The sequence below is a fragment of the Catellatospora methionotrophica genome, from assembly GCF_011297335.1.
Classification (GTDB): Bacteria; Actinomycetota; Actinomycetes; order Mycobacteriales; family Micromonosporaceae; genus Catellatospora; species Catellatospora methionotrophica.
The window spans coordinates 153,476-174,558 of sequence record NZ_JAAOTJ010000004.1; the positions used below are offsets into that span (position 1 = coordinate 153,476).

22 protein-coding genes are annotated in these 21,083 nt (G+C 71.1%); 13 read left to right on the top strand and 9 right to left on the bottom strand.

Features of this window, described 5'->3' with window-relative positions; all coding sequences use genetic code 11:
* Position 1 precedes the first annotated feature (1 nt).
* The 4 genes from HAV40_RS13330 to HAV40_RS13345 all read left to right on the top strand — a co-directional run bounded on the left by HAV40_RS13330 (position 2) and on the right by HAV40_RS13345 (position 3,893).
* Positions 2–880 (top strand): SDR family NAD(P)-dependent oxidoreductase, encoded by an 879-nt coding sequence (locus tag HAV40_RS13330; protein WP_166381280.1) that lies wholly within the window; start codon positions 2–4, stop codon positions 878–880.
* Between the two features lie 67 nt (positions 881–947).
* Entirely contained in the window at positions 948–1,478 is a 531-nt protein-coding gene (gene pyrE / locus HAV40_RS13335) for an orotate phosphoribosyltransferase (RefSeq protein ID WP_166381281.1), read from the top strand.
* A 40-nt stretch (positions 1,479–1,518) separates the two neighbouring features.
* Positions 1,519–1,914 carry an ArsR/SmtB family transcription factor gene (locus HAV40_RS13340; RefSeq protein WP_166381282.1) on the top strand — a complete coding sequence of 132 codons (396 nt, stop codon included), beginning with the start codon at positions 1,519–1,521 and terminating at the stop codon, positions 1,912–1,914.
* 254 nt (positions 1,915–2,168) lie between these two features.
* Positions 2,169–3,893 carry a VWA domain-containing protein gene (locus tag HAV40_RS13345; protein WP_166381283.1) on the top strand — a complete coding sequence of 575 codons (1,725 nt, stop codon included), beginning with the start codon at positions 2,169–2,171 and terminating at the stop codon, positions 3,891–3,893.
* 102 nt (positions 3,894–3,995) lie between these two features.
* On the opposite strand, the gene HAV40_RS13350 is transcribed toward HAV40_RS13345, so the two are convergent.
* On the bottom strand, positions 3,996–4,754 hold the full coding sequence (locus HAV40_RS13350; RefSeq protein ID WP_239086068.1) for a DedA family protein: 759 nt from the start codon (positions 4,752–4,754) through the stop codon (positions 3,996–3,998).
* Positions 4,755–4,820: 66 nt separating this feature from the next.
* Between HAV40_RS13350 and HAV40_RS13355 the strand changes: the two genes are divergently transcribed.
* Positions 4,821–5,318 carry a SigE family RNA polymerase sigma factor gene (locus HAV40_RS13355; RefSeq protein ID WP_166381284.1) on the top strand — a complete coding sequence of 166 codons (498 nt, stop codon included), beginning with the start codon at positions 4,821–4,823 and terminating at the stop codon, positions 5,316–5,318.
* Positions 5,315–6,343 (top strand): LCP family protein, encoded by a 1,029-nt coding sequence (locus HAV40_RS13360; protein ID WP_166381285.1) that lies wholly within the window; start codon positions 5,315–5,317, stop codon positions 6,341–6,343. Before HAV40_RS13355 ends, HAV40_RS13360 begins: the two co-directional genes overlap by 4 nt.
* Here the strand turns inward: HAV40_RS13360 and HAV40_RS13365 are convergent.
* Positions 6,334–6,546 carry a hypothetical protein gene (locus tag HAV40_RS13365; RefSeq protein ID WP_166381286.1) on the bottom strand — a complete coding sequence of 71 codons (213 nt, stop codon included), beginning with the start codon at positions 6,544–6,546 and terminating at the stop codon, positions 6,334–6,336. The two genes, HAV40_RS13360 and HAV40_RS13365, sit on opposite strands and share 10 nt — an antisense overlap.
* Positions 6,547–6,614: 68 nt before the next feature.
* Between HAV40_RS13365 and HAV40_RS13370 the strand changes: the two genes are divergently transcribed.
* The 3 genes from HAV40_RS13370 (at position 6,615) to HAV40_RS13380 (ending at position 8,889) form a co-directional block, all read left to right on the top strand.
* Entirely contained in the window at positions 6,615–6,995 is a 381-nt protein-coding gene (locus tag HAV40_RS13370; RefSeq protein ID WP_166381287.1) for a phage holin family protein, read from the top strand.
* Positions 6,996–7,145: 150 nt separating this feature from the next.
* Entirely contained in the window at positions 7,146–8,168 is a 1,023-nt protein-coding gene (gene fbaA / locus HAV40_RS13375; protein WP_166381288.1) for a class II fructose-bisphosphate aldolase, read from the top strand.
* Positions 8,169–8,370: 202 nt separating this feature from the next.
* The gene (locus tag HAV40_RS13380; RefSeq protein ID WP_166381289.1) at positions 8,371–8,889 is read left to right on the top strand and encodes a hypothetical protein; all 519 of its coding nucleotides are present in this window, start codon (positions 8,371–8,373) and stop codon (positions 8,887–8,889) included.
* A gap of 81 nt (positions 8,890–8,970) precedes the next feature.
* On the opposite strand, the gene HAV40_RS13385 is transcribed toward HAV40_RS13380, so the two are convergent.
* Positions 8,971–10,074, bottom strand: coding sequence for an LOG family protein (locus HAV40_RS13385; protein WP_166381290.1), 1,104 nt, complete (start codon positions 10,072–10,074; stop codon positions 8,971–8,973).
* A 75-nt stretch (positions 10,075–10,149) separates the two neighbouring features.
* On the opposite strand from HAV40_RS13385, the gene HAV40_RS13390 reads away from it, so the two are divergent.
* Entirely contained in the window at positions 10,150–10,557 is a 408-nt protein-coding gene (locus HAV40_RS13390; protein WP_166381291.1) for a DUF3151 domain-containing protein, read from the top strand.
* 41 nt (positions 10,558–10,598) lie between these two features.
* On the opposite strand, the gene HAV40_RS38415 is transcribed toward HAV40_RS13390, so the two are convergent.
* Both HAV40_RS38415 and HAV40_RS13400 read right to left on the bottom strand, forming a co-directional pair.
* The gene (locus HAV40_RS38415; protein WP_239086062.1) at positions 10,599–12,371 is read right to left on the bottom strand and encodes a MinD/ParA family ATP-binding protein; all 1,773 of its coding nucleotides are present in this window, start codon (positions 12,369–12,371) and stop codon (positions 10,599–10,601) included.
* A gap of 69 nt (positions 12,372–12,440) precedes the next feature.
* On the bottom strand, positions 12,441–13,388 hold the full coding sequence (locus tag HAV40_RS13400; protein ID WP_166381292.1) for a diacylglycerol kinase family protein: 948 nt from the start codon (positions 13,386–13,388) through the stop codon (positions 12,441–12,443).
* Between the two features lie 125 nt (positions 13,389–13,513).
* Here HAV40_RS13400 and HAV40_RS13405 point away from each other — a divergent pair, with 125 nt between their 5' ends.
* Both HAV40_RS13405 and purD read left to right on the top strand, forming a co-directional pair.
* Positions 13,514–14,815, top strand: coding sequence for an adenylosuccinate synthase (locus HAV40_RS13405; protein ID WP_166381293.1), 1,302 nt, complete (start codon positions 13,514–13,516; stop codon positions 14,813–14,815).
* Between the two features lie 84 nt (positions 14,816–14,899).
* The gene (purD, locus tag HAV40_RS13410) at positions 14,900–16,147 is read left to right on the top strand and encodes a phosphoribosylamine--glycine ligase (protein WP_166381294.1); all 1,248 of its coding nucleotides are present in this window, start codon (positions 14,900–14,902) and stop codon (positions 16,145–16,147) included.
* Between the two features lie 63 nt (positions 16,148–16,210).
* Here the strand turns inward: purD and HAV40_RS13415 are convergent, their stop codons facing one another.
* From HAV40_RS13415 to HAV40_RS13425, 3 genes are all read right to left on the bottom strand, one after another.
* Positions 16,211–17,776: an AMP-binding protein gene (locus HAV40_RS13415; RefSeq protein ID WP_166381295.1), complete on the bottom strand. Its 1,566-nt coding sequence runs from the start codon at positions 17,774–17,776 to the stop codon at positions 16,211–16,213.
* Between the two features lie 149 nt (positions 17,777–17,925).
* The gene (locus HAV40_RS13420; RefSeq protein ID WP_166381296.1) at positions 17,926–19,137 is read right to left on the bottom strand and encodes an acyl-CoA dehydrogenase family protein; all 1,212 of its coding nucleotides are present in this window, start codon (positions 19,135–19,137) and stop codon (positions 17,926–17,928) included.
* Between the two features lie 6 nt (positions 19,138–19,143).
* Positions 19,144–19,590: an SCP2 sterol-binding domain-containing protein gene (locus HAV40_RS13425; RefSeq protein ID WP_409364953.1), complete on the bottom strand. Its 447-nt coding sequence runs from the start codon at positions 19,588–19,590 to the stop codon at positions 19,144–19,146.
* 169 nt (positions 19,591–19,759) lie between these two features.
* Between HAV40_RS13425 and HAV40_RS13430 the strand changes: the two genes are divergently transcribed.
* The gene (locus HAV40_RS13430; protein ID WP_166381486.1) at positions 19,760–20,341 is read left to right on the top strand and encodes a TetR/AcrR family transcriptional regulator; all 582 of its coding nucleotides are present in this window, start codon (positions 19,760–19,762) and stop codon (positions 20,339–20,341) included.
* A gap of 139 nt (positions 20,342–20,480) precedes the next feature.
* Here HAV40_RS13430 and HAV40_RS13435 read toward each other — a convergent pair whose 3' ends face one another.
* Positions 20,481–21,053: a hypothetical protein gene (locus HAV40_RS13435; protein WP_166381298.1), complete on the bottom strand. Its 573-nt coding sequence runs from the start codon at positions 21,051–21,053 to the stop codon at positions 20,481–20,483.
* Positions 21,054–21,083: the final 30 nt, after the last annotated feature.

Below are 21,083 nucleotides of genomic sequence, written 5' to 3' on the forward strand. Positions count from 1 at the left end.
GATGTCCACTGTCTCCCCCACCGGCACCGCCGTGCCCGACGCCGCCGCAGCCCCTGGGACCAGCCCGCAACCGGCGGGTGAGCGGCGTACGGCCCTGGTGACCGGAGCGACCGCGGGCATCGGGCGCGCGTTCGCGGTGCGCCTGGCCACCGACGGCTGGGACGTGGTGCTGGTGGCCCGGGACGCGGGTCGGCTGGCCGACTTCTCCGAGGCACTGAGCAGCACCTACGGCGTGCAGGCGAGTGTCATCTCGGCGGATCTGGCCACCACGGCGGGTTGCGAGCTGGTGGAGGCGCGGCTGCGCGACACCGCCCACCCGGTGGATCTGCTGGTGAACAACGCGGGGCTGTCACTCAACACGCCGTTCCTGAAATCCACTGTGGATCAGGAGTTGCATCTGCTGGCCGTGAACGTTCAGGCGGTCATGCGGCTGACGCACGCGGCGCTGCCGGTGATGGCGGCGCGTGGCCGGGGAGATGTCATCAATGTCTCATCGGTGGCCGGATTCGGCGCGGCGATGCCTGGTAGCACGTACCCGGCGAGTAAAGCGTGGGTCACCAACTTCAGCGAGTCGGTGGCTCTTTCGGTGGCGCACCGCGGGGTGCGGGTGATGGCGCTGTGCCCCGGATTCACCCGTACGGAGTTCCACGACCGGGCCGGAATCAACATGACCAAGACCCCCGGATGGCTGTGGCTGCAGGCCCCCCAGGTGGTCTCCGACAGCCTGCGTGACCTGCGGCGGGGCCGCACGGTGAGTGTGCCGAGCTGGAAATACAAAGTGCTCGTCGGATTCATGCGGCACACCCCGACACGCCTGTTGCGGCGCTTGGCGCGCGGGGCCCGGGTGCGCACCGGACGCGACACCGAATCCGACAGCTGAGAAGTGTGGGGAGGTCAACGCACCCCCCTAGATCGAGCTCTCAGGATCGGCGGGTAGTGTCCCTGCCATGTCCGACCGCGACGACCTGCGTAAATTCATCACTGACCTCGCGGTGGTTCGGGGAAAGGTGATCCTGTCCTCCGGACAGGAGGCGGAATACTATGTTGATCTCCGCCGGATCACCCTGCACCACGCTGCTGCGCCCCTGGTCGGGCGTGTGCTGAACGAGCTGACCGCAGACTGGGACTTCGACGCCGTCGGCGGTCTCACGCTCGGCGCCGATCCGGTCGCCGCCGCCATGCTGCACACCTCGCCGCGCCCGCTGGACGCGTTCGTGGTGCGCAAGGAGGGCAAGGCGCACGGCCTCCAGCGTCGCATCGAAGGACCCGACGTGGCCGGCCGCCGCGTGCTCGCTGTCGAGGACACCTCGACTACTGGCGGTAGTGTTCTTGCCGCTATTGATGCACTGCGGGAGGCGGGTGCCGAGGTCATCGGTGTTGCGGTTATTGTCGATCGAGGCGCGGGCGATACGGTGCGTGCTGCCGGACTGTCGTACCGAGCCGCCTATACGTTGGCGGACCTTGGCCTGTCGGCCTAACGGAACTCCGATCCGTACCTGCTAATATGTAGGTGGATCGATGCTGTTGTTGGAAGGAAGAAATCACGTGGGAACAGCTCTGGTGGAAACCCCGCTGCCTCAAATCTCGCCCCTCGCTGGTGAGCCGATCGAGCCTGCCGACGCGCAGCGCCTCGCGGGCGTGCTGAAGGCGCTCGCCGACCCGGCCCGTCTCCGGCTGCTCAGCCTTATCCAGTCTGCCCCCGAGGGCGAGGCGTGCGTTTGTGACCTGACCGCTCCGCTGGGTCTTTCCCAGCCGACCGTCAGCCACCACCTGCGCATCCTCACCGAGGCGGGTCTGCTCAACCGCGACAAGCGCGGCGTGTGGGCCTACTACAGCCTGGTGCCGTCCGCTATCGCCACCGTCGCCGAGCTGCTGACGCCGCCGCGCAAGCGCGCGACCAAGAAGACTCGCTGACCCTGGCAAGGCCCTGAAGCGCCGTGGGGCGCACACTCGTCGCCGAGTGTGCGCCCCACGGCGCTTTTCGTAACCATGGACGGCCATGACGATCACACAATCGGATGACCCGGCGACCGTGAGTGAATTTTCTCCATACCTGGTGGCAGGACGCTGACAGGCATCTAAGCTGTCGCCCAGTCAGGCGTGCAGCCGCCCTCGGTAACCCCCGCCGCAGGGCCAGGCGCCGCCGCCCCCTTCACTGGGAGTCACCCATGTCTGGACGCCACATTCGGCAAGGCTGGGACGCCCCCGAGGCACCCGCCCGCCGGACCGGCCTGTTCGGTCGCCGCGCCGTGCGGATTCCCGTCATCATCATCAGTGCCCTGTCCGTGTGCGGCCTGGCCACCGTCGTGCTCCGCTCGGTCAGCGCGGACGCCGACGGCTGCGGCAGCGCCGGGATCACCCTCACCGTGGCCGCCGACCCGGCGGTCGCGCCCGCGCTCACCGAGATCGGCGCGCGCTGGAGCGCCACCAGCCCGATGGTCGGCGAGGACTGCGTCCGCGTGGCGGTCATCGAGAAGCCGTCGTACGAGCTGGCCAACTCCCTGGCGACCTGGGCGGGCGGCGTGGTCGACGTGGCCGGCAAGGCCGCGCCCACCCCGGCCGACTCCGACCTGCCCGTGGTCTGGGTGCCCGACTCGTCGTACTGGCTGGGCCGGGTGCGCGCGCTCGACCGGGACATGTTCGACGCCGCCGCCCCGTCCGTGGCGGCCAGCCCGGTGGTGCTCGCCGTGCCGGAGACCGTGGCCCGCAACCTGCCGGAGAAGTTCGGCGCGGGCATCGACGCGGCGATGCTCAAGAGCCTGCTGTTCAGCAAGACGCCCGCGCTCAAGCTCGGCGTGGTCGAGCCGCGGCGCGACACGGCGGGCATGGTCGGCGCGATGATGCTGTCCGACGCCGTCGTCGCCTCCGAGGCCGACCTGCCCACGCTCGTCGCCGTGTACCGCGGCATCGGCGGCCCGGTCGCCGACACCGGGGCGCTGTGGAAGGCGTACGCCGCGGGCATGACCGGCGCGCCCGTCAGCGAGCAGGCCGTGATCGCCTACAACGCGGCAACTCCCAAGGCCCCGATGGCCGCGATCAACCTGGCGGAGGTGCCGACGCTCGACTTCCCGTACGCCGTGCGCGCCCGCCAGCCGCGCCCGCTGGCCGCCGCGGCCGCCCTGTTCTCGCAGGCGCTGCGCAGCGGCGACTACAAGTCGGTCTTCGCCGAGAAGGGGCTGCGCTCGCCGGAGGGCGAGGCCTCCACGGGCTTCCCCACCGGCCACGGTGTCACCTCCAACAACGTCTTCGTGCAGCCGCTCAGCGACATGAACAAGGTCCGTGGCGCGATGACGGTCTGGGTCGCCGCCAAGACCCCGTCCCGGGTGATCGCGCTGGTCGACGCGACCTCGTCGATGGGCCGCACGATGACCGGCGGCGGCAACACGGCCGTGCGGATGCAGGTGCTGCGCAGCGCCGCCGAGAAGGGCCTGAAGCTGTTCACCGACGACAGCGAGGTCGGCCTGTGGGGCTTCGCGGGCAAGGGCCACCAGCCGCTGGTGCCGCTCGGTGAGCTGACCAGGTCGCAGCGCAGCAAGCTGAACACGGCCGTGCAGCGCGCCGCGCCCTCGCCGACCGACGTCTGCCCGCTCTACGCCTCGATCATCGACGGCTTCCGGGAACTGCTCAAGGGATACGACCCGAGCCGGAGCAACACGCTGGTGGTCTTCACCGACGGCCGGGACAGCTCGGGCATGCAGCTCCGGGCGATGCAGCGTGAGCTGGAGAAACTGGCCGACGTGACCAAGCCCGTCCGGGTGGTGCTGCTGGGCCTCGGCCCGGACGTCAGGCTGGCCGACCTGCAGGCCATCGCCGACACCACCGGCGGCGCCGCGTTCCAGGTCACCGACCCGAGCCAGATGGAAGCCATCTTCCTCAAGGCGCTGCTCGCCTGAGCCTCGGACCGTCCTGGCGCAAAGATCACTGTTTGCGGTCAGAACCTGTGGCCGGACCCCAGGTTCTGACCGCAAACAGCGATCATGCTCGCGAGTGCGGGCTCAGCCGATGTCGACCTTGCTCATGACGACGGTCTCGTCGCCGTGGAGGGCGCGCTTCTTGGCCTGGCGCTCGCGGATCATCTCGATGAACACCGGGATGAGCGACAGGAACACGATGAGGAACACCATCGGCAGGATGTACTTGTCGATGTGCTCGGGGCCGCCGATGGCCTTGATGATCTGCTCGGCGAGCAGGTAGCCGGCCAGCAGGAAGCCGTCGACCCACAGGATCGCGCCGATCACGTTCCAGATGAAGAACTGCTTGGCCGGCATGCCGAGCACGCCCGCGACCGGGTTCATGAACGTACGCACGATCGGGATGAACCGGGCCAGCACGATGGCGCGGCGCGGACCGAACTTCGCGAAGTAGTGCTCGGCCTTGCGCACGTACTCCTGCTTGAACAGACGGGAGTCAGGCTTGCTGAACATCTTGGGGCCGTACTTCGCGCCCAGCCAGTGCCCGAGCTGCGCACCGACGATGGCACAGATCGGGCCGAGCAGCAGCAGCCAGCCGATCGGCAGCTGAACGCCCTTCGACTCCAGGAATCCGGAGGCGAACACACCCGCGATGAACAGCAGCGAGTCGCCGGGCAGGAAGAAGCCGACCATCAGGCCGGTCTCGGCGAACAGGATGAAGCAGACGCCGAACAACGCGGCCGGGCCGAACAGGTTCAACCAGTCCGTCGGATTCAGGGGATTGAAGTCGGCGGCGGCCAGCGGGGGCGCGGCCAGGGCCTGGAGAGTGTCGACTACGGTCACGCCGCACAACAGTACCGGGCAATGTTCCCGACACCCGGACACGTCCTGTGAGTCGAGGAGGTGGCTGTGACGTACGAGGAATTCGTCAACTCGCGACTGGGCGCGCTCGCGCGCTATGCGGTGATGCTCACCGGTGACCAGCACACGGCCCAGGATCTCGTCCAGGAGACGATGGTCCGCGTCCAGCTCAACTGGCGCAGGGTGGCCCGCGCGGACGTGCCGGAGCGCTACGTCAAGCGCATGATGATCAACCAGTACACGGACTGGCGGCGCGGATCATGGCTGCGCCGGGTGTTCCTGCGGCCCGACGCCGACCAGGCGGTCGCCGTACCCGTCGATCACGCGCAGCGCACCGCGGACCGGGACCAGATCTGGTCCGTGCTGGCCACGCTGCCGCGCCAGCAGCGGGCGGCGCTGGTGCTGCGCTACTACGAGGACCTGCCCGACGTGGAGATCGCCGAGATGCTCGGCTGCACGGTCGGCACGGCCCGCGGTTACATCTCGAAGGCGCTGACCCGGTTGCGGGAGTCGGCGGAGCGGTTGAGCCTGGGAGGAGTTCGATGATCGAAGACGAGCTGCGCGAGGCGTTCGCCCGCCACGAGGCGCAGGCGCCCCCGCTGGACCCGCTGCGCCGGGCCATCGACGGCCTGGCCGCCCGGCGACGCCGCCGCCGCACGGTGACCCGGACCGGGGCCGCCGCGGTGGCCGTGGCGCTCGCGCTGGCCCTGCCGGTCCAGCTGTGGCGGGGCGGGCTCGAGGTGCCGCTGCCGCTCGGCGTCGGGGCGAGCACGACGGCCGCGCCGTCGGGGCCGCTGAATCTGCTGCTGCTCGGCCTCGACGGGAGCGGCTCGGTGCGTAACGCCCGGACCGACACGATCATGCTGGTCCACCTGCCCGCCGACGGCAGCCAGGCCTACCTGGTTTCCATCGAGCGGGACCTGGCCACGGACATGCCCGGGGTGGGCACCACGAAGATCAATGGTGTGTACAGCCGCGGCGGCGTCGAGGCCGCCCGCGATGCCGTGCAGCGGCTCACCGGGATACGTGCCGACGCCGTGGCGGAGGTGGAGTTCTCCGCGCTGCGCTCCGTCACCGACACCCTGGGCGGCCTGCCGGTGTGCCTGCCGGAGCCGATGCGGTCGCAGCACACCGGCGCGCTCTTTCCGGCGGGCTGCCGGGACTACACCGGAGACCAGGTGCAGGACCTGATGCGGCAGCGCAAGATTCTGCTCCACGGGGGCTACGACCGGGACCGGGTCGGCCAGCGGGTGCTGCTCGGTCTGGCCAAGAAGGCCGGAGACCGGTCGCTGCTGAGCGACTTCTGGGTGGTGAGCCAGCTGGCCCGCACTCCGGGGATCACCTTGCACACCGGCGACCTGAGCCTGCTCGGCCTGGCGATGCGGCTGGACCGGGTGGAGGCTGCCGACATCGTCGGCATCAGCCAGCCGACCTTCTATGTCACGAAGATCGACGGGGTCTTCTACGAACAACTCGATCCGGCCGTCGCGCCTGGGCTGTTCCGGGCGCTGCGCGACGACACCATGAGCGCGTTCGCGCAGGCCCACCCGGCCTGGGTGCTTCAGGAGTAGTCCTCGTCGGCGGGCACGACCACCACGTTCTGCTCGATCCTGTCCCACTCGGAGGCCGGCGGCACCGGCTCGTCCGGCCCTCCGAGCGGCTCCTCGGGCAGGGCGTTGGTCTCGGCGTCCGCCAGGGGATCCGCCGGGGTCGACTGCTCGAGCGCGTCGGCTTCGGGCACGTCGTACGTGTTCCCTGCCACGTTCTCGGTCATCGTTTCACCGTATGACTCGCCTGCGATATTCGCCAGCAGATGTGGGTTTCGGCGTAGAAGATGGCCGTATGGGCTTTCTGATCCGCTGGGTGATCAACGCGGTAGCGCTCTGGGTCACCACACTGGTCGTCTCGGGCATCGAGATCACCGCGGCCACCACCACCCGCAGCATCCTGACCCTCATCGTGGTCGCGCTGATCTTCGGCCTGGTCAACGCGATCCTGAAGCCCGTCATACATCTGCTCGGCTGCGTCTTCTACGTGCTGACGCTGGGGCTGTTCGCGCTGTTCGTCAACGCGGGCCTGTTCCTGCTCGTGGACTGGCTGGCGACCGTGTTCAAGCTGCCGTTCGAGATCGACGGGTTCTGGCCCGCGTTCTGGGGCGCCATCGTCATGGGCATCGTGAGCTGGGCACTCAGCCTGCTGGTGCCGGACGGCGACGAGGGCTGAGCGTGCGGGAGGGGCCGATTTTCCAGGTCAAGTGACGTAGGCAATACTCCTGTAACGAGGACATCGCGGTCTTCCCGCAGCCATCGGGCGCGGCGACGCGCACCGCCGCGGCCATCCGCGTCACTGCACGCACGCTAGGAGCGTTCACAGATGCCTATCGCATCCCCTGAGGTCTACGCCGAGATGCTCGACCGCGCCAAGGCCGGCGCGTTCGCCTACCCCGCGATCAACGTCTCCTCCTCGCAGACGCTGCATGCCGCGCTGCAGGGCTTCGCGGAGGCCGAGAGCGACGGGATCATCCAGGTCTCGACCGGCGGCGCCGAGTACCTGTCCGGTCCGACCATCAAGGACATGGTCAGCGGTTCGGTCGCCTTCGCGGCGTTCGCGCACGAGGTCGCCAAGAAGTACTCGGTGAACGTCGCGCTGCACACCGACCACTGCCCGAAGAACAAGCTGGACGGTTTCGTCCGCCCGCTGCTGGCGATCTCCGCCGAGCGCGTCGCGCGGGGCGAGGAGCCGCTGTTCCAGTCGCACATGTGGGACGGCTCGGCCGTGCCGCTGGACGAGAACCTGCAGATCGCCGAGGAGCTGCTGGCCCTCACCCACGCCGCGAAGATCGTCCTCGAGATCGAGGTCGGCGTCGTGGGCGGCGAGGAGGACGGTGTCGTCGGCGCGATCGACGAGAAGCTGTACTCGACCGTCGGCGACGCGCTGGCCACGGCCGCCGCGCTGGGCCTGGGCGAGAAGGGCCGCTACATGACCGCCCTGACCTTCGGCAACGTGCACGGCGTCTACAAGCCGGGCAACGTCAAGCTCCGCCCGGAGATCCTCAAGGAGATCCAGGAGCAGGTCGGCGCGAAGTACGGCAAGGACAAGCCGTTCGACCTGGTCTTCCACGGTGGTTCGGGCTCGCTGCTGTCGGAGATCCGCGACTCGCTCGACTTCGGCGTGGTCAAGATGAACGTCGACACCGACACCCAGTACGCGTTCACCCGCCCGGTGGCCGACCACATGCTGCGCAACTACGAGGGCGTGCTGAAGGTCGACGGCGAGGTCGGCAACAAGAAGCAGTACGACCCGCGCGCGTGGGGCAAGGCCGCCGAGGCCGGTATGGCCGCCCGTGTCGCCCAGGCCTGCCAGGACCTCCGCTCCACCGGCACGCGCCTCAAGTAAATCCGCCACGCGGGCCGCTCGGTCCGCGGATTGTTGGCAAGATCGCTGAATGCGGTCATGATCTGCGGTTAGACCTCAGATCGTGACCGCATTTCGCGATCACGGCGTGTTTGTTGCGCGCGTGTCGTCCCGCGTCCCCGCCTAAGCCGACGGGAATCGGTACGATCGTCCGAATCCGCGTCTCAGGGCAGGAGGTCCGCACGTGCTGGGCATCGACGGGTACGACCCGGTCTGGCACCACGACGCCGGTGCGCTGGCTGCGGCGACCCGCAACCGCTTCGCCCGGATCATCGGACAGCCGCTGGTCGGCTCGTGGCTGGTGTGGGACCTCGACTCCGAGGCCTGGTTCACCGGTGGCCCCGTGGTGTTCGGCTTCCCCGACGCCAATCTGGAGATCACGCACCGCAAGTTCGACGAGTGCGCGGTCAGCTGGGACACCATCGACCTGCAGGCCCAGCTCGACTGGCCCGGCCTGCGCCTGGACTGGTGGGCCGACACCCACCCCGCCATCCTCGCCGCGCGCGGCCGCCCGCTGACCCGCGTCAACATCATCGAACGGATCAGCCCCACCGCCTGGCGCCCGCACGTGCTGCACGCGCTGGAGTTCTTCTTCGGCGACCTGCGCATCGCCCTGTTCAACGCCATGGACGAGAACGGCCTCACCGGCGAACCCGAGGTCAACCTCCCCGTCGGCTTCTGGCGCCGCATCCCGGTCGCGTAGCGGCCGGATGCATTAGCTCTGTCCGGTCGCGTAGCGGCTGGGATGCATAGGCTCGGTCCGGTCGCGTAGCGGCGGGGCTGGTCAGGGGCAGAGGATGGCCAGGGCCTCGTCGACGTCGTCGGTGACGTGGACCAGGCCGGACAGGGCCGCGCCGCCGAGCAGGGTGCGCAGCAGCTCGGTCACCGGCAGGGTCTCGGTCCAGAAGTCACGGCCCAGGAAGACGAACGGGCCGCTCTCGCCGTCGGTCGCGTAGTAGGTCTTGGTCGCGGCCTGGAAGACCTCCTGCACGGTGCCCGCCCGCCCCGGCGCGAACACGATGCCGCCCCGCGCCGCCTTCAGGATCACGTCCTCGCGGATCGCGTTCGAGAAGTACTTCGCGATCTGCCCCGCGAACACGTTCGCCGGTTCGTGGCCGTAGAGCCAGGTCGGCACGGACAGGCCGCCCGCCCACAGGTTCGCGGTCGGGAACTCGGCCAGCAGGTGCAGGGCGACCGTGGTGTACGGGTCGTGCGCGTGGAAGTCCGGCTCCGCGGCCAGCCGCCCGATCGCCTCGTCCAGCACTGCCACGGGGTAGGACGCCAGGTAGGAGCCCAGATTCGCGGCCTCCATCACACCGGGTCCGCCACCGGTGATCACCAGCCGCCCCCGGTCGGCCAGCCCGCGCCCGATCGCCGCCGCCATCCGGTACGCGCTGCTGCCGCGGGCTTCCGCGTGGCCGCCCATGATGCCGATGCGCCGCCGGGGCGAGATCGCGGCCAGGGCGTCGTGCAGGGCGTTGTCGATGCCGTGGTCGTGCAGCCGCTGCGCCAGCGCCTCCCGGACCCCGGCGTTCGGGCCGCCCTCGGCGACGAAGTGCCGGTACACCACGCTGTCGTACATGCCCGCGAAGCCGCCCTCGGCGAAGCCGGCGGTCAGGTCGGCGGCGGTGTACAGGCGCGACGGGTGCGTCGGGTACGGAACCCAGTCGGCCACCGGCACCACGTGCGCGCCCCGGCGCACCAGCGCCGCCTCGGCGGCCAGGCTCGGGAACGTGCAGCCGATGAAGACCGCGTCCTTCACCTTGACCCGGGAGAGGTCGGCGGCGATCGTCAGCCCCTGCACGGTGAGCCCGGCCAGGCTCTTCTCGGCCAGCCGTTCGGCCAGCTCTTCCAGGGACTCGATCTCCAGCGGGGTAGCAGCAGACATCAGGCGAGTATGCCCGTGACGAAACCCTCAGCGCAGCGCGGGGACATCGGCAGCCCCACCGGGTTGAATGTCCGTATGCAGAACCTGATGCCCGAACCTCCTGCCACGCTGCTGACCGACGACGAGGCGGCCGCCGCCGCGCTGGCCGCCGCCGAGGACCCGACCTCCGTCGCCGCGGCCTACCCGACGTACAGCGCCGCGTGGGCGGCGCTGGCGCAGCTCGCGCTCACCGCGGGGCAGCCCGTTCCGGCGTACGCGTTCGCCCGCACCGGATACCACCGTGGCCTGGACCAGCTGCGCCGCGCGGGGTGGAAGGGCCACGGCCCCGTCCCGTGGAAGCACGAGCCGAACCAGGGCTTCCTGCGCTGCCTGCACGCGCTGTCGGTGGCCGCCGCGGAGATCGGCGAGGCCGACGAGGCGGCGCGCTGCGCCCAGTTCCTGCGCGACTGCGACCCGGCCGCGTTCGACGCCCTGAACTCGTAGTACGTGACCGGGGGCGGGCCGGTCGGCCCGCCCCCGGCTGGCTACAGCCCTTCCGCGACGGACGCGGCGATCCGCAGCCAGGCGTCCTGGGACTCCTCGGTGAGCCGTCCGTAGTCGATCGGCTCACCGGAGTCGAGCATGCGTTCGTACGGCGCGATGAGCACGGCGCGGGTGCGCGCGGCGAAGTGCCGTTCGATGGCGGGGATGTCGAGCTCGCGGCGGCTCGGCGGGAGCGAGACGATGGTGACGGCCTGCCGGACCAGGCGGCTGCGGCCGGTCTGTTCCAGGTGGTCGAGCATCCGGGCGGCGGTCTCCGCCGAGTCGTTGCGGGCCGACATGGTGACCACGAGCTGGTCGGTCGCGTCGATGGCGGCCTGCCAGTTCTCGGCCCGTACGTTGTTGCCGGTGTCCACCATGATCAGCTTGTAGAAGCGGCTGACCACCTCGCGGATCTCGGCGAAGGCGTGCGCGGTGAGCATCTCGCCCGCCGTCGCGGACTCGTCTGAGGCGAGCACTTCGAACATGCCGTCGCCCTGCGAGCGCACGTACTGCGACAGGTCGCCGACCCGGCTCTGCGAACCCTGGAACTGGTGCAGGTCACGCATCAGGTCGCGCACCGTACGCGAGTGGAAGTCCTGCTGGGAACGCATGCCCAGGGTGCCCTGGGTCTCGTTGTTGTCCCAGGCCAGCACGTACCCGCCGCGCTTGCGGCCGAAGGTCATCGCCAGCAGCAGCACGGCCACGGTCTTGCCCGCGCCGCCCTTCGGGTTGACCACGGTGATCTGCCGCAGCCCGCCGAAGTTGCGCCGGACCAGGTCGGTCGCGCGGCGGATCTCCTGCTCGCGCTGTCCCGGGCTCAGGTTGAGCAGGCCGAACGTGGACTTGCGCAGCGCCGCCTGGATGCCCATGTGCGCCACCGGATCGGCGGGCCGGGTCGCCCGCCGCCGCGCGAACTCCTCGGCCGTCGGCAGGTAGACCTCACCACCACCGGGGCCGGGCTGCTGCGGGCCGCCGAACTGCGGCGGCGTGGGAGCGGGCGTGGTGGGCAGCGGCGGGATGTGCGGACCGGGCTGCGCCGACACGGGCCATACGCCCGGCGCGGTCTGCGGCGGAGGCACCGCCGTGACGGGCGGACGCGGCGGCACCGCAGCGGACGCGGGCCGGGCCCCGGAGTCCACACCCGGCGTGTCCGCACCCGGCTCACGGGGCGGCAGTGGCACCGCCGCGCGGGCCTCAACGGGCGGGAACGGCACCGCCGCCCGCGCCTCGGCGGGCGGGAACGGCGTGGTGGCGGGCGGGACCGGCACGGTCGCGCGGGCCTCGACGGGGGCTGCGGCGCGGGCCTCGGCGGCCGGGGTCGGCGTCGGCACGCGGGTGTCGGTCGGCGGCGCGGGCACGGGCGGGCCGGACTGCGGCGATGCCTGCGCCGTCGGCGGGGCCGGGACCGGCGGTGGGGGCAGCGGCGGGGCCGCCTGCTGCGGGGGCAGCGGGATCGGGGCGCTGTGCGGCTGCACCGGCACCGCGGTCGGCGGCAGCGGCACCGCGGGGCGCTCGCGCTGCGGCAGGGGCGGCAGTGGCACCTGCATGGTCCGGGTCGGGTCGGCGGGCCCGGCCACCGGCTGCGGTGCAGGGATCGGGATGCCCGCCTGCGGGGCGGGCACGGCCATCGGCACCCCCGCCATGGGCGGGCCCGACGTCGGGTCGGCCGGGCGCGGCACCGCGGCCGACGCGCGGGCACCCTGGCCACGCACGATCGGCTTGCTGTCCTCAGCGGGGCCGCTGATCTCGTCCGGCGGCCACTCCCACTCCGTCATCGCGCATCACTCCCCAGTGCCGTCTGCCCCTGCAGCCTAGTCAGTGCGCACACCCCGCAGGAGGTCCCGTCAGCCGGTATAGACGGCCCACGCTGAGGGCTCCACCCACCAGGAGCGCTTGCGGGTCAGCTCGCCCGATACCCCGTCGTCGGCGAACGGAACCTCGGCATCGCGGGGGGTCACCGACACGGCCCGGCCGCGTGCCCGGCGCACCTCGATCCGCAGCCGGGGCGTACCGAACAGGGGCTTGTGCCGCACCGGCACCGCCACCGCGACATCGATCACGCCGTCGGCCGGGTCGGCGTTCGTGAGCAGGGGCAGCCCGTCCAGCAGGGTGGCCCCGGAGCCGTTGGCGACCGCGACCGCGAGCAGCGGCTCCGCGCCGTCGGTCAGCACCGCGTCGTCGACCTCCACCCGGCCCGCCCACTGCACGGGCTGGCCGCCCTCGGTCGACCCGGCCAGCAGCACCCCGTCGAGGGTCACCGAGCCGCCGTCGTGGCGCAGCAGGTCCAGCCGCCGGGCCCGGTCGCCGAGCACCGCCGCGGCCACCGCGGCCGGTTCCCGGGGCAGCCCCAGCTGCGCGGCGAGGTCCGTCGCGGCCGCGTCGATCGGCAGCACCGCCAGGGCGGGCAGATCCGGCACGGTACGCCCCGCAGGCAGCTCGGCGGGGCGCTTCGACGGAGCCGGGGCATACCGGCGTACCAGCCGGCGCAGCACGTGGCGCAGCTGGCCGTCGTCGGTGACCGCGATCACCAGGCGGGTCTTGCCGTCCGCATCCGGCCAGGTCAGGCCGTCCTCGCGGGGCGGGCCGTCGAGCCGCGCGAGCACCTGGTCGATCTCGCTGTCGGCGCAGGCCACCACGGTCTCGACCCGGGCCCCGGCGGCCCGCAGCGCGTCCGCGCAGTGCAGCACCGGCACACGGGGCCGCGGCGCGTCGCTGTGACCGTCGCCGCAGCTGTCGGAGCCACAGCAGCCGCCATCCGGCTCAGCCATGCTCAGCAGCACCACGTCATACACGGTGGTCGTCCTCTCGGGGTTCCGGCCTTGCCCGGGCATGCGCGCCCGATCAAGCTGTTAGCCTGGCACCCCGGGGTCACCACAGCCGTGGGCGGCCCGCGGCTCGCCTAGGAGGCGAAGGAAAGATGCCAGCGATCGTGCTTCTCGGTGCCCAGTGGGGCGACGAGGGCAAAGGCAAGGTTACCGACCTGCTCGGATCACGAGTGGACTACGTCGTCCGCTTCTCCGGGGGCAACAACGCCGGCCATACCGTGGTCACTCCGGACGGCCAGAAGTTCGCCCTCCACCTGATGCCGAGCGGCGCGCTGCACCCCAACGCGGAGATCGTCCTCGGCAACGGTGTCGTGATCGATCCGAAGGTGCTGCTGGCCGAGATCGACGGTCTCGCCGAGCGCGGCGTGGACGTGTCCCGCCTGCTGATCTCCGCCGACGCGCACCTGGTCATGCCCCACCACCGGGCACTGGACCGGGTCGTCGAGCGTTACCTGGGCACCGCCCGCATCGGCACCACGGGCCGCGGCATCGGCCCCGCCTACGGCGACAAGGTCGCCCGCATGGGCATCCGGGTGCAGGACCTGCTCGACCCGGGCATCCTCCGGCAGAAGCTGGAGCTGGTGCTGCGGGAGAAGAACCAGATCCTGTTCAAGGTCTACAACCGCAAGGGCTTCGACGTCGACGCGGTGGTCGAGGAGTACCTCACCTACGCGGAGCGGCTCAAGCCGTTCATCGCCGACACCCGCCTGATCCTGAACAAGGCGCTCGAAGAGGGCAAGACCGTGTTCATGGAGGGCGCGCAGGCCACCCTGCTCGACCTCGACCACGGCACGTACCCGTTCGTCACCTCGTCGAACCCGACCGCGGGCGGCGCGTGCGTCGGCGCGGGCATCGCCCCGACCCGGATCAGTTCCGTGATCGGCGTCATCAAGGCGTACACCACACGCGTCGGCGCGGGCCCGTTCCCGACCGAGTTGCACGACGACATGGGCGAGCACCTGCGCAAGACCGGCGGTGAGTACGGCACGACCACCGGCCGCCCGCGCCGCTGCGGCTGGTTCGACGCCGTGATCGCCCGCTACGCCGTCCGCGTCAACGGCATCACCGACCTCGTCGTCACCAAGCTCGACATCCTGTCCGGCCTGGACCAGGTCCCTGTCTGCGTAGGCTACGAGGTCGACGGTGAGCACTTCGACGAGATGCCGATGACGCAGACCGCCTTCCACCACGCGAAGCCCGTCTACGAGTACCTTCCCGGCTGGTTCGAGGACATCTCCAAGGCCCGCGACTTCGCCGAACTCCCGCACAACGCCCAGCGCTACATCGAACGCCTCGAAGAGCTCTGCGGCACCCGCATCTCCATGATCGGCGTGGGGCCGGGGCGGGAAGAGAACGTCGTCCGCCACGACATGCTGGCCGCCGTCGCCGGCTGACCGGATCGATCCTGAAATGTGGCACGGCCCGAGCACGGGGCCGTGCCACATTTTCATGATCAACCCGGACGGTAGGCTGAGGGTGTGCGGGTACTGGTGATCGGTGGTGGCGGGCGGGAACACGCCCTGGTGCTCGGCCTCATGCGGGACCCGGCGGTGACGGCTGTCATCGCTGCCCCGGGCAGCCCGGGGATCGCGGAAGCGGCGACGGAGCAGCGGGATGTGGACATCCTGTCGCCCGACGCGGTGGCGGGGCTCGCGGTGGAGGTCGAAGCAGACCTGGTCGTCGTCGGGCCGGAGGCGCCGCTGGTCGCCGGGGTGGCCGACGCGGTGCGGGCCAAGGGCATCCCGTGTTTCGGCCCGTCCGGCAGCGCCGCTCGCCTGGAGGGGTCGAAGGACTTCGCCAAGCAGGTCATGACCGCCGCGAAGGTGCCGACGGCGCGTGCCTTCACCTGCTCCACCCCTGCGGAGGCGGCGCGGGCGTTGGACACGTTCGGTGCGCCGTACGTGGTGAAGAACGACGGGCTGGCGGCGGGTAAGGGTGTCGTCGTCACCGACGACCGGGCTGCCGCGCTGGCGCACGCCGCCGAGTGCGGGCGGGTCGTGATCGAGGAGTACCTCGACGGGCCCGAGGTGTCGCTGTTCGTGGTGACCGACGGGGTGTCCGCGGTGCCGCTGCTGCCCGCGCAGGACTTCAAGCGCATCTTCGACGGCGACGAGGGCCCGAACACCGGCGGCATGGGCGCGTACGCGCCGCTGCCGTGGACCCCGCCGAACCTGGTCGAGCACGTGATGGCGACCGTGGCGCACCCGACGCTGCAGCAGATGCGCGAAGCGGGCACGCCGTTCTCCGGCCTGCTCTACATCGGTCTGGCGATCACCGTGGGCGGCCCGAAGGTGATCGAGTTCAACGCGCGCTTCGGCGACCCGGAGACGCAGTCCGTGCTGGCCCTGCTCGACACCCCGCTGGGCGGCCTGCTGTACGCGGCGGCCACCGGCGAGCTGGCGGGCCACCCCGAGCTGCAGTGGAAGGACGCCTTCTCGGTGACCGTGGTGCTGGCCAGCGCCGGGTATCCGGCGAGCGCGCGCACCGGTGACGAGATCACGGGCGCGGACGGGCTGATCCACGCGGGCACCAGGCGCGACGCCGACGGGGTGCTGCGCTCGGCGGGCGGCCGGGTGCTGTGCGCGACGGCGACGGGGCACGACCTGCACGCGGCCCGCGCGGCGGCGTACGAGCTGCTGTCGCACGTGGACCTGCCGGGCGGCCAGTACCGCACCGACATCGCGCTGGCGGCCGAGGAGGGCCGCGTCGTCTCCCCCTGGCGCTGACACTGCGAAGACGTGGGGAAGGGCACCTGCTGCGACGCGGAGCGTTGGGCAGGTGCCCTTCCTTCACATCATGCGCAGCAGGCGGGGGATGACCTTGCCGGTGGCGGTGCGCGGCAGCTCGGGGACGAAGTGCACGTCGCGCGGGACGCTGAAGCGGGCCAGGTAGTGGCGGACGTACTCGCGGACCTCGGTCGAGTCGAGGTGCTGGCCGGGGTGCAGGACCAGGTAGGCGGCCAGGCGCTGGCCGTACTCGGGGTCGGGGACACCGATCACGGCCGCCTCGCGCACCTGCGGTAGCTGGGTGAGCAGTTCCTCGACGGGTCGCGGGAAGACGTTCTCGCCGCCGGAGACGACCATGTCGTCGGCCCGACCGTCGACGTACAGCAGGCCCTCGGCGTCCAGGTGGCCCAGGTCGCCGGTGGCCAGCATGCCGTCGGGGCGGTCACCGGGCGGCGGCGGAACCCCGGGACCCCGGGTGTATCCCTCGAACAGCATCTCGTTGCCGACGTGGATCTCGCCGATCCGGCCGCGCGGCACGGGCAGGCCGGTCGGGTCGAGGATCGCGATCCGGGTGCCGTGCGGCGGGCGGCCCGCGGTGCCGGGGTCCAGGCGCAGGTCGGCGGGGGTGGCGATGGACGCCCAGGACGCCTCGGTGGAGCCGTACAGGTTGTAGAGGCTGTCGCCCCAGGTGTCCATGAACCGGGCGGCCAGGCCGCCGGGCAGGGCCGAGCCGCTGACGGCCACGATCCGCGGCGGCGTCGCGGGCACCGCACCGGCCTCGACCAGCCGTTGCAGCATCACCGGCACGGCGAACAGGGCGGTGCAGCCGTGCACGTCGACGGCGTGCGCGGTGGCGACGGGGTCGAAGCGGCGCTGGAGCACCACGGTGGCGCGCATGGCCAGGGACAGTTGCAGCGCGGCGTACCCCCAGGTGTGGAACAGGGGTGCGGAGATCAGGATGCGCTCGCCGACCTTCAGCGGGATGCGGTCGATGATGGAGACCAGCGGGCCGAAGCCCGGTGGGGTGGGCCGCCGCGCGCCCTTGGGCGCGCCGGTGGTGCCGGAGGTGAGCACGATGGTGCGGCCCGCGCGGCTGACGTCGGACCAGCGGCCCTGCGGCGGGGTCTCGGTGATCAGCGCGTCGATCCGGGACTCGTCGAGCCGCTCGCACGGCGCGGCGGCGGCGATCGGCGCGAACTCGCGGTCGTGCAGGAGCAGGCGCAGTTGCTGCTGCTCGGCGACGGCGGTGAGCTGCGGTGCGGACAGCGCGGTGTTGACCAGCACGGCGTCCGCGCCGAGCAGCGAGCAGGCGACCATGGCCTCGATCAGGCCGACGTGGTTGCGGCACATCAGCCCGACCCGTACGCCGGGCGCGACACCCCGGGTGCCGCCGAGCGCGACGGCCAGCCGTTGGGCGCGGTGCAGGAGCTGGCGGTAGGTGATCGCCCCACGCTGCTCGTCGACGACGGCGGTGCGGTGCGGGTCGCGCGCCTCGGCGGCGCGCAGCTCTCCGGCGAGCGTGAAACCCCACCGGCGCAGGGTGTTGAGCTGGTCGGCGACGCGGGTCGGGTTGCCGGGACTGAGCAGCCCGCGGCGGGCCAGGGTACGGACAATGAAGAGCAGGTCCACGACGGTGAAGCCTCTCGTTCGATCGCCAGGGTTACCCGCATATTACTGACCGGTAACTAGAAAAAGAAGACGGCGGCCCGTGTGATACGGACCGCCGTCTATGTCTTCCGGCTTCTGTTCGGCCCCCCGGAGGCCGGGGCCGTCCGCCGTTACCGGAGGGAGGCGCCGGTTATGGCGCGGGCTATCACCAGGCGCTGGATTTCGCTGGTGCCTTCGAAGATGGTGTAGATCTTGGCGTCGCGGTACCAGCGCTCTACGGGGTGTTCGCGGAGGTAGCCGGCACCGCCGAGGATTTGGACGGCTTTTTCGGTTACGGAGACTGCTACCTCGCCGGCCTTGAGTTTGGACATCGAGCCCTCGCCCGCGGTGAAGGGCCGGTTGTTGCGGCCCATCCAGGCCGCCCGGTACACCAGCAGGCGCGCGGCGTCGATCTCCAGGCGCATGTCTGCCAGCGCGAACGCGATCGCCTGGTTCTCCACGATCGGCTTGCCGAACTGCACCCGCGTCTTGGCGTACTCCAGCGCGTACTCGTACGCCGCCCGCGCGATGCCGAGCGCCTGCGCGCCGACCGCGGGCCGGGACAGCTCGAACGTGCGCATCGAGGCCTGCCCGGACGAGCGCTGCCCGGACCGGGCCCGCGCCAGCCGCTCGTCGAGCTTGTCCTTGCCGCCGAGCACGCAGTTGCCGGGAACCCGGACCTCGTCCAGGAACACGTCGGCCGTGTGCGAGGCGCGGATGCCGAGCTTGCGCAGCTTGCGGGCAGTGTGCAGGCCCTTGCTGCCGGGCGGCACGATGAAGGCCGCCTGCCCGCGCGAGCCCAGTTCCGGGTCGACGACGGCGGTCACCACGTGCACGCCGGCGATGCCGCCGTTGGTGGCGTACGCCTTCTGCCCGCTCAGCACCCACTCGTCGGTGGCCTGGTCGTACACCGCGCGGGTGCGCATCGCGCCCACGTCGGAGCCGGCCTCGGGCTCGGTCGAGCAGAACGCGGCGACCTTCGGGTCCTCCTTGGTGCCGAAGCACTGCGGGACCCACTCGGCCATCTGCTCGGGGGTGCCGGAGCCGAAGATCCCGGCGACGGCGAGCGAGGTGCCCATGATGGCGAGGCCGATGCCCGCGTCACCCCAGAACAGCTCCTCGCTGGCGATGCACATGGACAGGCCGCTCGGGTCGGCCCAGAGGTTGGCCAGGAACTCGAAGTCGTAGAGGCCGATCTTGGCGGCCTCGGCGATGACGGGCCAGGGAGTCTCCTCCCGCTCGTCCCACTCCGCGGCGGCCGGGCGCACGACCTGCTCGGCGAAGCCGTGCACCCAGTCCCGCAGATCCCGCTGCTCCTCGTTCAGATCGAGCGAGAACTCCATGAAAGGTCAGGCCTTGGGGATGTTGAAGAGGTTGGCGATGTTGGCCGCGAGCGCCAGGTCGCCCTTGGCCTTGAGCTTGCCGGTCATGAACATCATGACGGGGTTGCCGTTGCCGGAGACGACCTTGAGGAAGTCGGCCGGGCCCACGGTCACCGCGAGCTTGGGCTCGTTGGCCGGCTTCTCCGACAGGACACAGGTGCCGTTGGCGATGACCAGCTCGTACGTGTCCGAGCCGCCGTCGGGCGCACCGGTGATGATCCAGTGGATCACCGCTTCGGTGTTGCCCGCGCGGTCCGGGCGGAACAGGCCGGGCATGCGGCCGAAGATCTCGTCCAGGATCCTGGTCCGTTGCTCGCCGCCCAGGAGCTCGTTCAGCTGCGCGTCGGAAGCGTTCTTGACCAGCGCCGCGAACCCAGCCGGGTCGAGGTTGCTGAAGTCAGACAGGTCGGCCACGATGTCCTCCATAACCATTGGAACTTACTTGTGCGTAACCTTACGAGGGAGTAGGTAGGCTGGCAAGGTGCAGAGCAACCCACTCCCTCCAGGTGACGACGCGCCGGTCACCCCGCGCGCCGGGGACACCCCGCGCGGCCGGGTGCCGCGAGCGGAGCGCGAGCAGCAGATGCTCGACGCCGCGGTGCTGGTGTTCTCCCGCCGGGGATTCCATCACGCCAACATGGACGAGATCGCCGAGCTGTCCGGCGTGTCCAAGCCGATGGTGTACGCGTATCTCGGCACGAAAGAAGAACTCTTCATCGCCTGCCTGCGCCGCGAGTCCGCGCGCCTGGTCAGCGGCCTGACCTCGGCGGCCGACCCCACCCTGCCCCCGGACCGGCAACTGTGGCAGGGGTTCAAAGGTTTCTTCGAGTTCGTCGGCGCGCACCGCGACGGCTGGTCGGTGCTCTACCGGCAGGCCCGCACCCAGCAGCCGTTCTCCGTGGTGGTCGCCGCGATGCGGGAGACGGTCGTCGAGGTGATCACCGATCGCCTCGATGCCGCGCTGCGCCTCGAAGGCCGCCAGGTCAAACCCGACGACCTGACCGCGATGGCGCTGACGCTGGTCGGCGCGAGCGAGTCGCTGGCGGACTGGCTCGCCGACCACCCCGACGAAGACCCCGGGCGTACGGCGACCCGGCTCATGAACGCCGTGTGGCTCGGCGCGGACCAGCTCATGCACGGCGTGACCTGGCGTCCGCCCAGCTGAACCGGCACATGGGGAAGGCCCGGACACCTAGGGGTCCGGGCCTTCCGTCTATGGGGAGCCGGTCCGGCGGTGCTGCACGGGGGGACAGCACCGCCGAGACCGACTCCGGTCTACCAGCCCGGCGAGCTGGGAGATGCGGTCAGCTCGCCGCCGGGCTCGGCGCGGTGGTGGGGCGAAGCACGGCACAGGCCGTCATCGCCGCCGCCACCTTCGGATCGGCGGTCGCGAGCTGCCGACCGGGTGTGAACTCCACACCGCGTTCGGCGAGGCAGTTGCGGTACGCCGCGTTGGCCCCGTTGTCGCCCCGGTTGCCACCGAAGCCTCCACCGGGTCCACCGCTGGGGCGCACCGCCGCGCAAGCCTGCTGTGCCTGCTGCCACTGCTCGGCGCTCACGCCGTCCGGTGCCCGGATACCCCCACCGGGGCCGCCGAAACCACCGGGCTGCCCACTGGGTCTCACGGTCGGCCGGGCGGTCGGGAAGTTCGACGGCCGGGCCGTCGGCGCACCCGACGGCCGGTTGCCTCCACCCTGCCCGAAGTTGTCCGGCAGGGTGATCCCCTGCTCCTTCAGGCACGCGGCGTACGCGGTGAACCCGTTGGTCTGCCCGGGGGTGGGCTGGTCGGCGGCGTCGTCGCCGGAACCGCAGGCCGCGGCGAGGCCGAGCACGGCGATCGCGACGGCGGCGGTGAGGGCGGCGCGGGGGTGACTCATCGGCGTCTTCACCTGCGCGAGCCTGCGCGC